This is a genomic window from Marinobacterium rhizophilum (assembly GCF_024397915.1).
Classification (GTDB): domain Bacteria; phylum Pseudomonadota; class Gammaproteobacteria; order Pseudomonadales; family Balneatricaceae; genus Marinobacterium_A; species Marinobacterium_A rhizophilum_A.
Map to the genome: position 1 here is coordinate 2,074,075 of NZ_CP073347.1, position 12,928 is coordinate 2,087,002.

The following is a 12,928-nucleotide window of genomic DNA, read 5'->3' on the forward strand; positions in this document are numbered from 1 at the left end:
TGCTCGTTCTGTTAAGCCGCGACGGCCGCCAGGCTCTGCCGCAAAACGGCAGTGGCTGCGACTGCACCCTACTTGTCATGGTGTTTATCGCGGTGCCTGCCACGCCCTGCCCCCAGCACAATACGGTCAGGCAGGCTGTCGATCGCCTCGACACCAAACTCAAAGGCTTTTTCCGGCGCCTCCTGCAGCGCCAGTACCTGCTGGATCTGCTCGCGCCGCTCACCCTGGAAGCAGCCCTTGGGGTCCACCGACATCTGCAGGCTCAGCACCCGGGCCCGCACCTTGCCGCCGGCCTCCACGAACAGCTCATCACAGATCACCTCGCCCTCAAGGCGGCCGCTCACATGCACCTGCTTGGCCTTTACAAGCCCCCTGACCTCACCGAACTTGCCAATGGATATGTCATCATTGCTGTCGATCTTGCCGTCGATTACACCATCGACATGCACCTTGCCCTGTACCGTCATGTCTCCGGTGAATCGGTTTCCTTCAGCGATGATGGTAACTGCACCGCGGCCTGATTTAACGGATACATTTTTCTTAAAGATGCCCATTTTACGCTCGTTACGTCAGTAAAGATGGTGTCAAAATTCGCGATATTCCACTTCAGAAAAGGTGCCGGATCGATCGCCGTATAGAGGCGCCTTATTTCATAGTGCAAATGCGGCCCGGTTGAGCGGCCACTGTTGCCGCTCTGCGCAATCAGTTGGCCCTTGGCCACCAGATCTCCTGCTTCGACATTCAGTTTATCCAGATGTGCGAAGTATGTCTTGAAACCAAAGCTGTGCTGCATGATGACCAGCTTGCCAAAGCCACTCTGGCGGCCACTGAACTCCACTACGCCGTCCGCCGTGGCATACACATCGGTGCCACGGGAGGCGGCGAAGTCGACGCCGTTGTGCATGCTTCTTTTGCGCGTCACGGGATGGGTGCGCATGCCAAAACGGTCGGACATGCGCGTGCCCTGGATAGGCACCCCGTTGGGGATATTGTGCAACAGAAACAGTCGCTGCGCCGCGGTTGCCTTCAAAACCTCAGCCTGCTCGGGCGTGTAGGAGTCGCTTGCCGGCAAGCCCAGCATCGATTCCAGACCACCGAGGCTTTCATCCAGCGAGGCATTCAGCTCTCCGATGCGGTAGTTTTCCTGCTGCAGCAACTCAAGCGTGCTGCTGAGCTGATTCAACTCGGACACATAGAGCTGCTGGGTACCCAGCACGGTTTCGTACTGATCGGCCAGCAACTGATGGTCTTCTTCCAGAATGGACAGGTCATCCGTGGTCTTCACCAGCAACGCATTGGACACAAAGAAGCTCAGCACCGCCATCAGCAGGAACGCCGGCACCAGTACCCGAGCCACCTGGTTCAGCGTGTACTGGCGCGACCCCTTTACCGTTGTCAGGGTGACGATCAGTTTATTTTTCACAGCACGCCCCCAGACGAACCAGCAAGGAGTTTGAAGACAACAGCCGACACCCTAAAGTTCAGCAATGACGCCAGCTGCATAAAGCCAGCTCTCAATAGCAAGCCTGCGGAACTTCTCGGCGACAGCCCGGGCAACGGGCCCGGCAGACCACGGGCAGCGCCCGCGCGATATCATACCGCAGGACGCACAGAGCGCGACAACCCTGGCGGGCTGCCGCGCTCTGCTTTCAGGCCCAGGAGGCTCAAGCCACGCTGCTGGCCACGCCGGTCAGGCGATAGCAGGGCGTGTATTCCTGGTAGTTCAGTTTCATGCGGCGCTGCTGCACAAAGGAATTGAGCAGCTGGTCCAGCGGATCCATCAGTTCCGGTTCGCCACAGAGTTCGAATGGTCCGAACTCTTCGATCGCCTGCACCCCCGGCTCCTTGACATTGCCCGCCACGATTCCCGACAAGGCGCGCCGCAGGTTCGACGCCAGCTCGCAGGGAGACTGGTCATGGAACAGTTTCAGCGTCGCCATGTTTTCATGGGTGGGCTCAAACGGCTGCTGGAAAATCAGTGGAATGCTCAGCTGCCAGTTGAAATGGAAGGACTCGCTGGTCGCCTTGCGGTAGGCCGTAACTGCCGCAAGGCCCTGCTGCATCCGCAGCGCGACCTTGATCGGATCACCGACGATAATTTCATAACGCTGTGCCGCCGCCTCTCCCAGGGTGTTGCGCAGGAAGCGGTCGATGGTCTCGAAGTAAACCTCGCTGCCTTCGGGCCCGGTGAAGATCAGCGGGAACGGCAGCTCCCTGTTCTTCTCGTGCAGCAGGACACCGAGGATATACAGGATTTCCTCGGCCGTGCCAGCCCCCCCCGGGAAGACGACAATACCGTGCCCCAGACGCACGAACGCCTCCAGCCGTTTTTCGATGTCCGGCATGATCAGCAGCTCGTTGACGATCGGGTTGGGCGACTCGGCGGCGATAATACCAGGCTCGGATATACCCACATAACGGGCATCGCGGATGCGCTGCTTGGCGTGGGCAATGGCCGCGCCCTTCATCGGCCCCTTCATGGCCCCCGGACCACAGCCGGTGCAGATATTCAGCCGCCGCAGGCCCAGCTCGTACCCCACCTTCTTGGTGTATTCGTATTCCTCATGACCAATGGAGTGGCCGCCCCAGCACACCACGAGATTGGGTTTCACATGGGGACGGAAGACATCGGCATGCCGCAGGATCTGGAAGACCGTGTGGGTGGTGGTACCGCCCTCATCCAGCCCATGGCAATAATCGTCCAGTTCGTCGCCGATATACAGCAGATCACGCAGCACCGAAAACAGGTGCTCGCGGATACCCTGGATGATTTCACCGTCCACAAAGGCGCTGGCCGGCGCATTGATCAGATCCAGCTGCAGACCACGGTGTTTTTGACTGATTCTGATATCGAACTTCTTGTAACGTTCGAGCACCATTTTGGTGCTATCCAGCTCACTGCCGCAGTTCAGCACCGCCAGACAGCATTGCCGGAACAGCCGGTACAAACCGCCCTGGCTTGCATCCTGCAGCCTGGCAACTTCAACGGGGGAAAGTGTCGCCAGGCTTTCGCTGGGCGTCACGCTGGCAGTCACGAAATCTTCGGTGATCATCAATATCACCTCCCTTGAGCATCGGATTCCTGAAACGCCAAGTCCAGCTGCGCTGTGAACGCAGCCGACTCAACCGGCAAAGCCCTGCAGCGACACTGCCTCACCAGTGTCGATACGCTGACACAGACTGTCATGAGACAAGACCCGCGCCGCAGAGGTTCACCCTGTTCAATATAGGGAATTTCCGCCGATCCCACCATAACCCTTTTAAAAACAATACGATCCAGGTTGTTTTTTGATCAGCCCACGCCTGGCGCTCAGCCGCCGCGCACGACTGAAGCCTGCACAGCAGGCATTATCACTGCGCTCGGCGGGCCCAATTCGGGAGCGGCCTTCGAAAAAATGCGCACAGGATCCAATTTCCTGTTACAGGGGCTGTTAAGCGTCATACAGGGGCGCTATTGTGTAGGTGCGGCTGCTGTATTGTGCTTATGGATCCGCAGGATACAGCCGCATGCTCATCCAGCAAGCAGCTGAAGGAAAAGCCGATGACCGCATCGAAACTCTATATTCTCGATACCAACGTGTTGCTGCATGATCCCAAGTGCCTGTTCGAATTCAAGGAACAGGACATCACCATTCCGATGACCGTGCTTGAGGAACTTGATGACATCAAGGACCGCAAGAAAACCGTGGCACAGGAAGCCCGTTTTGCCATTCGGGCAGTCGACAACATCCTGAGCGCGGCGAACTCGCCCACCCAGATCACCAAGGGTGTGCGCATCATGCTGCCGGGCCAGGACGGCGACACGCCGCTGGGCAAACTGAGCATTTTCCCCGACCACGAGCTTGGAGCGCGACAGGGCTTTCTGCCGGCGGACAAGAACAAGGACAACCAGATTATCAACTGCGCCCTGCACCTGCAGGCAACCAACCCCCACCGCGATATCGTTCTGGTCACCAAAGACATCAACATGCGCCTCAAGGCCCTGGGTGCCGGACTGTTAAAAGTCGAGGATTACCGCACCGACCAGCTGATTTCCGATCTCGACCTTCTGCCCGCCGGGCATCAGCAGATCGAGGGCAACTTCTGGGACAACGTCGAGCAGGTCGACAGCTACCGTGACGGCGACCGCACCTATCATCGGGTCAACCGGGAAATGCTGCCCCACACCTACCCCAATGAGTACATCTACGACGACAGCAAGGACTTCGCCGCCCGCACCATCTCCATTGAGGATGACAAGGTCGTGCTGCTGGACCTGGGCTACAGCCACCTGATGCAGCAGAACTGCTGGGGCATCAAGCCCATCACGCTGTACCAGGCCTTTGCCATGCAATCCCTGCTGGATCCAACGGTCGACATGTGCCTGCTCAATGGCGCCGCAGGCTCGGGCAAGACCCTGATTGCGCTGGCCTGTGCCCTGGAAATGGTGATCGAGCAAAAACGCTTCAACAAGATAATCGTGACCCGCTCCACCCCCCCGGTGGCCGAGGACATCGGCTTCCTGCCCGGCACCGAGGAAGAAAAAATGACCCCCTGGCTCAGTTCCATTCACGACAACCTGGAGGCCATGCACGAGCATGACGAACGCCCCCAGAGCAGCGTCAAGTACGCCATTGAAAAGGCCAATATCCAGTTCAAGTCACTGAACTTTATCCGCGGCCGCAGCATTCAGGATGCGGTGGTCATCGTCGATGAGGCCCAGAACCTGACACCGCAGCAGCTTAAAACCATCATTACCCGCTGCGGCAAGGGCACCAAGATGATCTGTCTGGGCAACCTGGCCCAGATCGACTCCAACTACCTCACGGCCCTGACATCGGGCCTGACCTATATCGTTGAACGCTTCAAGGGCTTCGAAGGCTCCGCCAATGTCCACTTCGAAGGCATCTTCCGCTCCCGCCTGGCACGCTACGCCGAAGAACACCTCTGAAACAACGCAGCGGGCGGCTCCCGGCCGTCCGCTAGCTGAACCCGACAGCTCCGGCCACCGGGCCGGAGCCCACAAATACCCCCGCAACACCTTTTTAGCACCGCTCGACCAAAGTCTAGTTTTCGCCCGCAGCCCTTACCGCACCTGCGTTACACAATGATGAAACCGTTGAGTTATAGGCACTATAAGGGATTCCTGCGTTTCCTTCTGTCGCTCCTGACTTATAATGCGTCGCAACTGCGAAAGATAACAATAGAGCCTTAAAACAACGCGATCCGTGTTTTTATCGACCCAAAACACCCGGATCTGACGACCGCTGGCCAGCGAGATTCGACACTGACCAGCGCCATGTGGCCCAACACGCAGACAGGGAATTTTGAGCTGATGTCACGGCGACCGGATTGTCGCCGGCCAGACACATCAGCGGTTCCAGAGCGAACGGGACAGGCTACGCGCAACACTCCACGGCTGCCGCCCAGGGCGACAGCCACCAGGACAGGGCCAAAAGCCCCGTTGGCGCGACGTCTCAACTCCATGATCAATAAAACAGGCGGAGTTATCATGACCACAAAATCCGTAGACGTACTACTCGTCGGGGCTGGCGCAATGAGCGCAACCCTGGGCACACTGCTCAAGCAGCTGGATCCAAATCTCAGCATCAGCATGGTTGAGCGCCTGGACCAGGTGGCCCAGGAAAGCACCGACGGCTGGAATAACGCCGGCACCGGTCACGCGGCCTACTGCGAACTGAATTACGCTCCCCTGATGGCCGATGGCAGCATCGACACCCGCAAAGCCTTTACAATCAACAACGCCTTCGAAGTCAGCCTGCAATTCTGGTCCTACCTGGTGGAACAGCAGGTACTGCCCGCCCCGAAAAACTTTATCAATGCCACGCCGCACCAAAGCTTCGTCTGGGGCGAGGAAAATGTCAGCTTCCTGCGCAAGCGCCATGCAACCCTGAGCGCCCATCCGGCCTTCGCCGACATGGAGTACAGCGAAGACCCTGAGGTCTTGCGCCAGTGGATGCCGCTGATCATGCAGAACCGCAGCCCGGACGAAAAAGTGGCCGGCACCCGCGTTCGCTATGGCTCAGACGTGGATTTTGGCTCCCTCACCCGCGGCATGACGCAGAACCTGCAGGCCCAGGACGGTTTCGAGCTGTTGCTCGAACGCACCCTGAAGGACCTGACCCAGCGGGCTGACGGCCAGTGGGACCTGACGCTCAAAAACGGCCAGACCGGCGGCACGGAGCATATCCGCGCCCGCTTCGTCTTTCTGGGCGCAGGCGGTGGCGCCTTGCCACTGCTGCAGCAGTCCGGCATCCCCGAAGGCAATGGCTACGGCGGCTTCCCGGTCAGCGGCCAGTGGCTGGTCTGCAAAAAGCCGGAGATCGTCAACCAGCACCTGGCCAAGGTCTACGGCAAGGCCCCCATCGGGGCGCCGCCCATGTCGGTTCCGCACCTGGATACCCGCATTATCGATGGCGAGAAAGCCCTGCTGTTCGGCCCCTTTGCAGGCTTCACCACCAAGTTTCTCAAACAGGGTTCGAGCTTCGACCTGCTGAAAAGCGTGCGGCTGAACAACATCAGGCCCATGCTGTCCGTCGGCATGAACAACATGGACCTGACCCGCTACCTGATCAGCGAAGTGATGCAGTCCCATAGCGCCCGCGTCGACGCCTTGCGCAAATTCTACCCCGATGCCCGTGCCGAAGACTGGACCCTGTCCCACGCCGGCCAGCGGGTGCAGATCATCAAGAAGGATGCCGACAAGGGCGGCAAGCTGGAATTCGGCACCGAGGTCATCACCTCCGCCGATGGCAGCCTGTCGGCGCTGCTGGGCGCCTCTCCTGGTGCGTCCACCGCAGCCAGCGCCATGATTGGCATTATCGAGCGCTGCTTCGCCGATCGCCTGGCCAGCCCGCAGTGGCAGGAAAAAATCCGCGCCATGGTGCCGTCCTACCAGCAGGACCTGATGCAGAACACCGAGCTGCTGGCACAGGTGCGCAACCGCACCCTGAGCGTACTGCAGCTGGACGAGGAGCACCGCGCCCCAAAGTCACAGCCAGCGCCTGAGCCGCTCGACAGCATTCAGGCCCTGGCCAGCTAAAAACTGACGCGCAGCACCACAAGGCGCGCCGGCCCGGCGCGCTTTCCTGTGCGCCATTTTTTCCCTATGCTGACTGGACTGTATCCAAACTCCGGGAGTCCTGCACAATGCGCTGGTTGCTGATCGGCCCCATCCGCGTCTACCAGTTGGTCATCAGCCCGCTGATCGGACCTCGCTGCCGGTTTTATCCCACCTGTTCCAGCTACGGCATCGAAGCCATTCAACTGCATGGCCCGGCCAAGGGCGGCTGGCTTGCACTCAAGCGCATCGCCAAGTGTCATCCGCTACACCCCGGCGGCATCGATCTTGTGCCGCAATGCTGTGCCACAACAACGCCCGAGCACGGCGCCGCAGTTACCACCCAGAGCCCCGACAGCACGACCAGGAACCTCCCCTAAGCACGTAATTTCAGTCACTTAAGTAGCATTGATAGGCGAATTACCCGGCCCGCCCGATTGACCCCATCCCCTGCAGCAACTATTAAATAGATACTCCAATACCGCGCTGACCACAGGTAACCGACCTCCATGTTTTCTCCAACCACTGTCACCCTTGTGGTGCTGCTCTACATGGGCATCCTGTTCAGCATCGCGCAATGGGTGGAAAAACGCGCCGAACGCAACGGACAGGCCAAGCACGGCCCCTGGGTCTACTCGCTCTCCCTTGCGGTCTACGCCACCTCCTGGACCTTCTACGGCAGCGTGGGCCTGGCAAGCCACTCGGGGCTGCTGTTTGTGGGTATCTACGCCGGCGCCCTGATCGCCATCGCCTGCTGGTGGCTTATCCTGCGCCCCATGGTCGCCGCCAAGGAAACCTTCCATATCACCAGCATCGCCGACTTTATTTCCACCCGCTACAACCGCTCCCAGACCATCGCCGCGGCCGTGACCCTGATCGCCCTGATCGGCGCCCTGCCCTATATATCGCTGCAACTCGAAGCGATCATCAGCTCCTTCAACCTGATTACTTCCGGCAACAACCCGGGTGTCGGCGGCTTTACCGGCCTGATGGTCACGCTGGTCATGATCGCGTTCACCATCCTGTTTGGCGCCCGCCGGCTGGACCCCACCGAACGTCACCCCGGCATGATTACGGTGCTGGCGGTCGAGTGCGTGGTCAAGCTCGTCGCCTTTGTTGCCATCGGCGCCTTCGTCACAGTGACGGTGTTCGGCGGCCTGTCACCACTGATCGAGCGCCTGACCGAAGGCGACCTGCGCCACCTCACCCGCATCAGCAGTTACCAGGGTGACGATCTCACCTGGCTGACCTTTATCGTCCTGAGTTTCGCCGGCGTCCAGCTCCTGCCGCGCCAATTCCATGTCGCGGTGGTGGAGAACTCGGACCAGCAACATATCAAGACCGCCATGTGGCTGTTCCCGCTTTATCTGATTCTGATAAACCTGTTCGTTCTGCCCATCGCCGGCGCCGGCCTGATCAGCGACCTGCCACTGGGCATGGCCGACTTCTATGTCCTGCTGATCCCGCAACAGGCCGGGGAGCAGGCGCTGACGCTGCTGGTGTTTATCGGCGGCTTCTCGGCCGCCACGGCCATGGTACTGGTGACCACCATGACCCTGGCCACCATGGCATCAAACCACCTGCTGCTGCCCCTGTTCGAGCGCACGCCGAGCCTCAGACGTGCACGGGGCTCGCTGCTGCAGGTACGCTGGGTACTGATCGCCCTGATCCTCACCTGCGCCTACAGCTTTGCCGTCGAGTTCGCCGACTCCTACCTGCTGGTCACCATCGGCCTGCTGTCTTTTGCCGCCGTACTGCAGTTCGCCCCGGCCCTCTTTGGCGGCCTGTTCTGGCAGCGCGGCAACAGCGCGGGCGCACTGGCGGGCCTGTGTGGCGGCTTCCTGGTCTGGTGCTACACCCTGGCGCTGCCGACCTTTATTCGCCAGGGCTGGTATGAGCCCAGCCTGCTTACCGAGGGACCCTGGGGGCTGGCACTGCTGCGACCGGAGGCCCTGCTGGGCATCGAGGGCCTGCCAAGCCTGACCCACAGCGTCGCCTGGTCGATGCTGATCAACATCGGCGCCTATGTGCTGGGCTCCCTGCTGTACAGCCCTGGCAAGGGTGAACGCACCCTGACCAGCGATTTCCTCGCCGCCATGCTGCCGCAGCAACACCACAGCCGCGCCCGCCATACCGGGCTGCATGCCTACATCGAGCTGGAGCCCAAAGTGGCCGAGGCCCGCAGCCTGCTGGCCAAATACCTGAGCAGCGACAAGGCCGACGCCGCCGTGCACAACCTGATGACGGACCTTCAGGTGCTGGACAAGCCCCATATCACCATCATCGAGCTGGTGGAATTTCACCGCACACTGGAACATATTCTAGCCGGGGCCATCGGCGCCGCCAGCGCCCACAGCGCCCTGGATGCGTCGATACACTACAGCGACCGTGAAGCCGCCGACCTGAAAGCCCTGTACAGCCACATCGTCAACGAGCTCAACGGATCACACCTGAGCGCCGCCGCACTCAAGGGCCCCAGCGCGGCAGCCAAGGGCTCGGCGGATCACTATGGCATGGTGAGCGAACTGCAACGCAATATCGAGAAACTCGAACAGCGGATCAAGCAGCAGAAAAACGAGATAGCCCAGCTGGAAACGAAGCTCGAAGAGCGCTATACGGACATTTTCCGCTACCGCATCGATGCCCAAAAACTGTTGCAGGAAAACGAACTGCTGCGCAAGGAACTGGGCGCCCTGCGAACCGAGGACCCACTCTAGCAACCAGCCGGCCGCGCTTATCCTGCAAAAGGCCCATAACGCAAAAGACCGCCCCAGGGGCGGTCTTTTGCTGTAACAGGCGCCAGACTCAGGGGCTGGCGCCGGACCCAGCCGTTATGCGCCGGGGGTCTGTGCATCGTCCCGGTGCCAGTGAACATCCATCTGCGGAAACGGAATGCTGATGCCCTCTTCGTCCAGGCGCAGCTTCACTTTTTCGGTGGTGTCCCACAGCACTGGCCAGTAATCAGCACTCTTGACCCAGGGGCGCACATTGAAGTTCACGCTGCTGTCGGCCAATGCCGCCACCGCTATCACCGGTGCAGGCTCCGCCAGCACACGCTCGTCCGCCGCCAGAATTTCGCCGAAAATGCGCTTGGCCTTCAGCAGGTCGGCGTCATAACCAATGCCGAACACCATGTCGACCCGGCGCGTGGCGCGCTTGGAGTAATTGACAATCACGCCACCATAGATACCGCCATTGGGTACCACGACTTCGCGGTTATCGCCGGTGCGCATGATGGTGCTGAAGATGGAGATATGCTCAACGATGCCGGAAACGCCACCGGCCTCGACGAAGTCCCCTTCCTTGAACGGGCGGAACACGATCAGCAGTACACCGGCCGCAAAGTTTTTCAGCGAATCCTGCAGCGCCAGGCCCACCGCCAGACCGGCCGCACCCACCACCGCGATCAGCGAGGTGGTATCCACGCCAAGCTGATCCACGGCCGCCACGATCACGAACAGCAGCAACAGGACATTGATGATGGAGCAAATAAAGTTGATCAGCATCTGATCGACCTTGGCCTTTTGCAGAATCCGTTGCAGCAGATTCACAACGAGCCTGATCAGCCCCCGCCCCACCAGGAAGATGGCCAGGGCGAAAAATATATTGATCGCCCAGGGCACCGCATAGGCGTCGATATAGTCTGCGTAAAACGTATCCATACACTTGTCCCCTAATGTGAAAAAACAGCGCATCCCGTTGCAGCTACCCGCAGGCACCGGTACAGAACCCGTACTGTCGGGTTCACGCGACAACCTGAAGCAGCGGTGTAGCAAAATGACGCCCGATGGCGACATAGGATAATAAAATCCAGCATGATCGCAACCGTTGTGACGTTATGGGGTTTCAGGATTTTTTTTCGGAACTATAATCAGGAACCTTGGATCACGCTTATACCTCGAATAGCCCAGCGCTGCGCCGCACCGGCAGCGTCCACTCAAGCCCGCCCCCCTGGCAGGCGACCCGGCAACCAAGGACAACGACGCTCAAACTCAATGACTATACTCCCGGACTCACAGACCCCAATACGACTCGCCACTGGCCTCATTCTGCTTGCCTCCCTTAGCCTGCAACCGGTTTACGCTCAACCGGGGCATGTTGCCGATGACGTTTACACCTTTTACCACAGCGGCCCAAGCAACCAGTACCGTATCGCCGGGCGCATCCGCAGCGGCGATGCCGTGGACATTATCAAGCGCGATGCCAGCACCGGCTATGTCCAGGTCAAACTGGAAAACGGCCGCTCCGGCTGGCTGCCGGGAGACCAGATCACCGAAGGCCCCAGCACCCTGGCGCGCCTGCCGGAACTGCAGGCCGCGCTGAGCGAAAAAAGCGCCACGACCCTGACCCAGGCCGACGAGATTACCCGGCTGCGTGCGGAACTCACGGATCTCAAAGCCAGCAACCAGTCCTACGACGACGAGCGTGAAGCGCTGAATCGCCAGATCAGGGACCTGAACAACCAGATCGAAAACATGGACGACAGCAACCTGATGCGCTGGCTGACCCACGGCGGCCTGGTGGCGCTCGGCGGCGTGCTGCTCGGGCTGCTGATCCCCTACTTTCCCAAACGCCGCAAGCGCAGCAACGACTGGTTCTGAGCCAGGGCGCGACGACCGATAGCGACAGGCACGCAAGTGACTGTCGCCATCCAGCGTCATTTTTGGGCCGCCGCATGCGTTTTTGATTGAATATTCATTAAAGGGCATAGATAATGCGACGCCTGAGCAATGCTTGATCAGCAGACAGTCGCCTTCATATGCAACTCAATAAGCAGACCGACTACGCCATTCGCGTACTCATCTATCTAGCCACCGCCCCTCGGAGCAAACTCTGCACCGTCGCTCAGATGGCGTCTGCTCTGGATATCTCATCCAATAACCTGGCCAAGATCGTCAACCGCTTTGCCGCCCAGGGCCTGATCACCACGGTGCGCGGCCGCCACGGCGGCATGATGATCAATACCCAGACGCTGGATTACCGCATGGGCGATCTGGTGGCCTCATTCGAATCCGATACCGAACTGGCGCGCTGCGAACAGCCCGCCTGCGTCCTGTCGACGCAGTGTCGCTGGCGCCAGATACTGGCCGCCTCGCTGGCGCACATGCTTGAGCACATGAACCAGTACCGGCTGCGCGACCTGCTGCACGACAGCGACTGGCTCGAGCAGGTACTGCAACTGTCTCCCCTGCCCCCGCAAGACACCAGCCCGGCCGGCTCATAGCCTGAGCCAATCAGTGCCATTGCCAGGCTCCATTGGCCGCCACACCCGCCTGCGTGTTCCACTTGGCTGCATATCAATCCGGCAGCGTCTGGCCGTTGATCAGGCACAGCCATCGACAGGAGAGCACCATGGAACGCATCACCATTTTCGGACGTGAAGGTTGCGGTTACTGCAGCCGGGCCAAGGCCCTGTGCGAGATTAAATCCCTCAACTATCGCTACATCGATATTCAGCGCGAAGGGATCAGCAAGGCCGACCTGGAAAAGACCATTGGCAAGCCCGTCGTCACGGTTCCGCAGATTTTCCATGGCAAGACGCATATCGGCGGCTACACTGAATTTGCACGCCTGCTGGAACAGACCCCTGCCTGAGATCAGTGAGATCGGCGGCATCCAGGCTGTCATAGTGGGCGCATAACTGGTACAAAGGGTACATGCTGTTCGGGCACGGGCCCGGGCACAGGTGCTGACTCACAGCACAGGACGTCTGAAACGGAGGCATGCCATGCTCACACTGACGATTATCGCGTTACTTGCAGGTGGCCTGATACTGCTGACAACAACCGCCCAACACCGCTCCAGGCCGGAACCCCAACTGATCCCGATCCGCGTGCGTGAAAACCGCCGCCCCCGGCGCTAAGGCGC

12 protein-coding genes are annotated in these 12,928 nt (G+C 59.9%); 8 read left to right on the forward strand and 4 right to left on the reverse strand.

The window, feature by feature from the left end; genetic code table 11:
• Positions 1-68 precede the first annotated feature (68 nt).
• The 3 genes from KDW95_RS09345 to ppnN form a co-directional block, all read right to left on the reverse strand.
• Positions 69-467, reverse strand: a complete 399-nt coding sequence (locus KDW95_RS09345; protein WP_255856002.1) for a bactofilin family protein — start codon at positions 465-467, stop codon at positions 69-71.
• On the reverse strand, positions 464-1,423 hold the full coding sequence (locus KDW95_RS09350) for a M23 family metallopeptidase (RefSeq protein WP_255856003.1): 960 nt from the start codon (positions 1,421-1,423) through the stop codon (positions 464-466). Before KDW95_RS09350 ends, KDW95_RS09345 begins: the two co-directional genes overlap by 4 nt.
• Before the next feature lie 241 nt (positions 1,424-1,664).
• Positions 1,665-3,053, reverse strand: coding sequence for a nucleotide 5'-monophosphate nucleosidase PpnN (gene ppnN, locus KDW95_RS09355; protein WP_304941580.1), 1,389 nt, complete (start codon positions 3,051-3,053; stop codon positions 1,665-1,667).
• A 488-nt stretch (positions 3,054-3,541) separates the two neighbouring features.
• Between ppnN and KDW95_RS09360 the strand changes: the two genes are divergently transcribed.
• From KDW95_RS09360 to KDW95_RS09375, 4 genes are all read left to right on the forward strand, one after another.
• Positions 3,542-4,930: a PhoH family protein gene (locus KDW95_RS09360; protein WP_255856004.1), complete on the forward strand. Its 1,389-nt coding sequence runs from the start codon at positions 3,542-3,544 to the stop codon at positions 4,928-4,930.
• Positions 4,931-5,491: 561 nt separating this feature from the next.
• Entirely contained in the window at positions 5,492-7,042 is a 1,551-nt protein-coding gene (gene mqo / locus KDW95_RS09365) for a malate dehydrogenase (quinone) (protein WP_255856005.1), read from the forward strand.
• A 107-nt stretch (positions 7,043-7,149) separates the two neighbouring features.
• The gene (yidD, locus tag KDW95_RS09370; protein WP_255856006.1) at positions 7,150-7,440 is read left to right on the forward strand and encodes a membrane protein insertion efficiency factor YidD; all 291 of its coding nucleotides are present in this window, start codon (positions 7,150-7,152) and stop codon (positions 7,438-7,440) included.
• A gap of 129 nt (positions 7,441-7,569) precedes the next feature.
• Positions 7,570-9,777 carry a hypothetical protein gene (locus KDW95_RS09375; protein WP_255856007.1) on the forward strand — a complete coding sequence of 736 codons (2,208 nt, stop codon included), beginning with the start codon at positions 7,570-7,572 and terminating at the stop codon, positions 9,775-9,777.
• A gap of 114 nt (positions 9,778-9,891) precedes the next feature.
• Here KDW95_RS09375 and KDW95_RS09380 read toward each other — a convergent pair whose 3' ends face one another.
• Positions 9,892-10,722: a mechanosensitive ion channel family protein gene (locus KDW95_RS09380; protein WP_255856008.1), complete on the reverse strand. Its 831-nt coding sequence runs from the start codon at positions 10,720-10,722 to the stop codon at positions 9,892-9,894.
• A gap of 333 nt (positions 10,723-11,055) precedes the next feature.
• On the opposite strand from KDW95_RS09380, the gene KDW95_RS09385 reads away from it, so the two are divergent.
• The 4 genes from KDW95_RS09385 to KDW95_RS09400 all read left to right on the forward strand — a co-directional run bounded on the left by KDW95_RS09385 (position 11,056) and on the right by KDW95_RS09400 (position 12,923).
• A complete protein-coding gene (locus tag KDW95_RS09385; protein ID WP_255856009.1) occupies positions 11,056-11,661 on the forward strand; it encodes a TIGR04211 family SH3 domain-containing protein in 606 nt (201 codons plus the stop codon).
• A gap of 158 nt (positions 11,662-11,819) precedes the next feature.
• Positions 11,820-12,284 (forward strand): RrF2 family transcriptional regulator, encoded by a 465-nt coding sequence (locus KDW95_RS09390; RefSeq protein WP_255856010.1) that lies wholly within the window; start codon positions 11,820-11,822, stop codon positions 12,282-12,284.
• Between the two features lie 128 nt (positions 12,285-12,412).
• Positions 12,413-12,655: a GrxA family glutaredoxin gene (locus KDW95_RS09395; RefSeq protein ID WP_255856011.1), complete on the forward strand. Its 243-nt coding sequence runs from the start codon at positions 12,413-12,415 to the stop codon at positions 12,653-12,655.
• A gap of 133 nt (positions 12,656-12,788) precedes the next feature.
• The gene (locus KDW95_RS09400; RefSeq protein ID WP_255856012.1) at positions 12,789-12,923 is read left to right on the forward strand and encodes a hypothetical protein; all 135 of its coding nucleotides are present in this window, start codon (positions 12,789-12,791) and stop codon (positions 12,921-12,923) included.
• Positions 12,924-12,928: the final 5 nt, after the last annotated feature.

Excerpts from the sequence above, each read along its gene's own strand:
- KDW95_RS09345 (WP_255856002.1), bottom strand. The coding sequence starts at position 467 with ATGACGGTACAGGGCAAGGTGCATGTCGATGGTGTAATCGACGGCAAG.
- ppnN (WP_304941580.1), bottom strand. The coding sequence starts at position 3,053 with ATGATCACCGAAGATTTCGTGACTGCCAGCGTGACGCCCAGCGAAAGC.
- KDW95_RS09360 (WP_255856004.1), top strand. The coding sequence starts at position 3,542 with ATGACCGCATCGAAACTCTATATTCTCGATACCAACGTGTTGCTGCAT.
- mqo (WP_255856005.1), top strand. The coding sequence starts at position 5,492 with ATGACCACAAAATCCGTAGACGTACTACTCGTCGGGGCTGGCGCAATG.
- yidD (WP_255856006.1), top strand. The coding sequence starts at position 7,150 with ATGCGCTGGTTGCTGATCGGCCCCATCCGCGTCTACCAGTTGGTCATC.
- KDW95_RS09375 (WP_255856007.1), top strand. The coding sequence starts at position 7,570 with ATGTTTTCTCCAACCACTGTCACCCTTGTGGTGCTGCTCTACATGGGC.
- KDW95_RS09380 (WP_255856008.1), bottom strand. The coding sequence starts at position 10,722 with ATGGATACGTTTTACGCAGACTATATCGACGCCTATGCGGTGCCCTGG.
- KDW95_RS09385 (WP_255856009.1), top strand. The coding sequence starts at position 11,056 with ATGACTATACTCCCGGACTCACAGACCCCAATACGACTCGCCACTGGC.
- KDW95_RS09390 (WP_255856010.1), top strand. The coding sequence starts at position 11,820 with ATGCAACTCAATAAGCAGACCGACTACGCCATTCGCGTACTCATCTAT.
- KDW95_RS09395 (WP_255856011.1), top strand. The coding sequence starts at position 12,413 with ATGGAACGCATCACCATTTTCGGACGTGAAGGTTGCGGTTACTGCAGC.
- KDW95_RS09400 (WP_255856012.1), top strand. The coding sequence starts at position 12,789 with ATGCTCACACTGACGATTATCGCGTTACTTGCAGGTGGCCTGATACTG.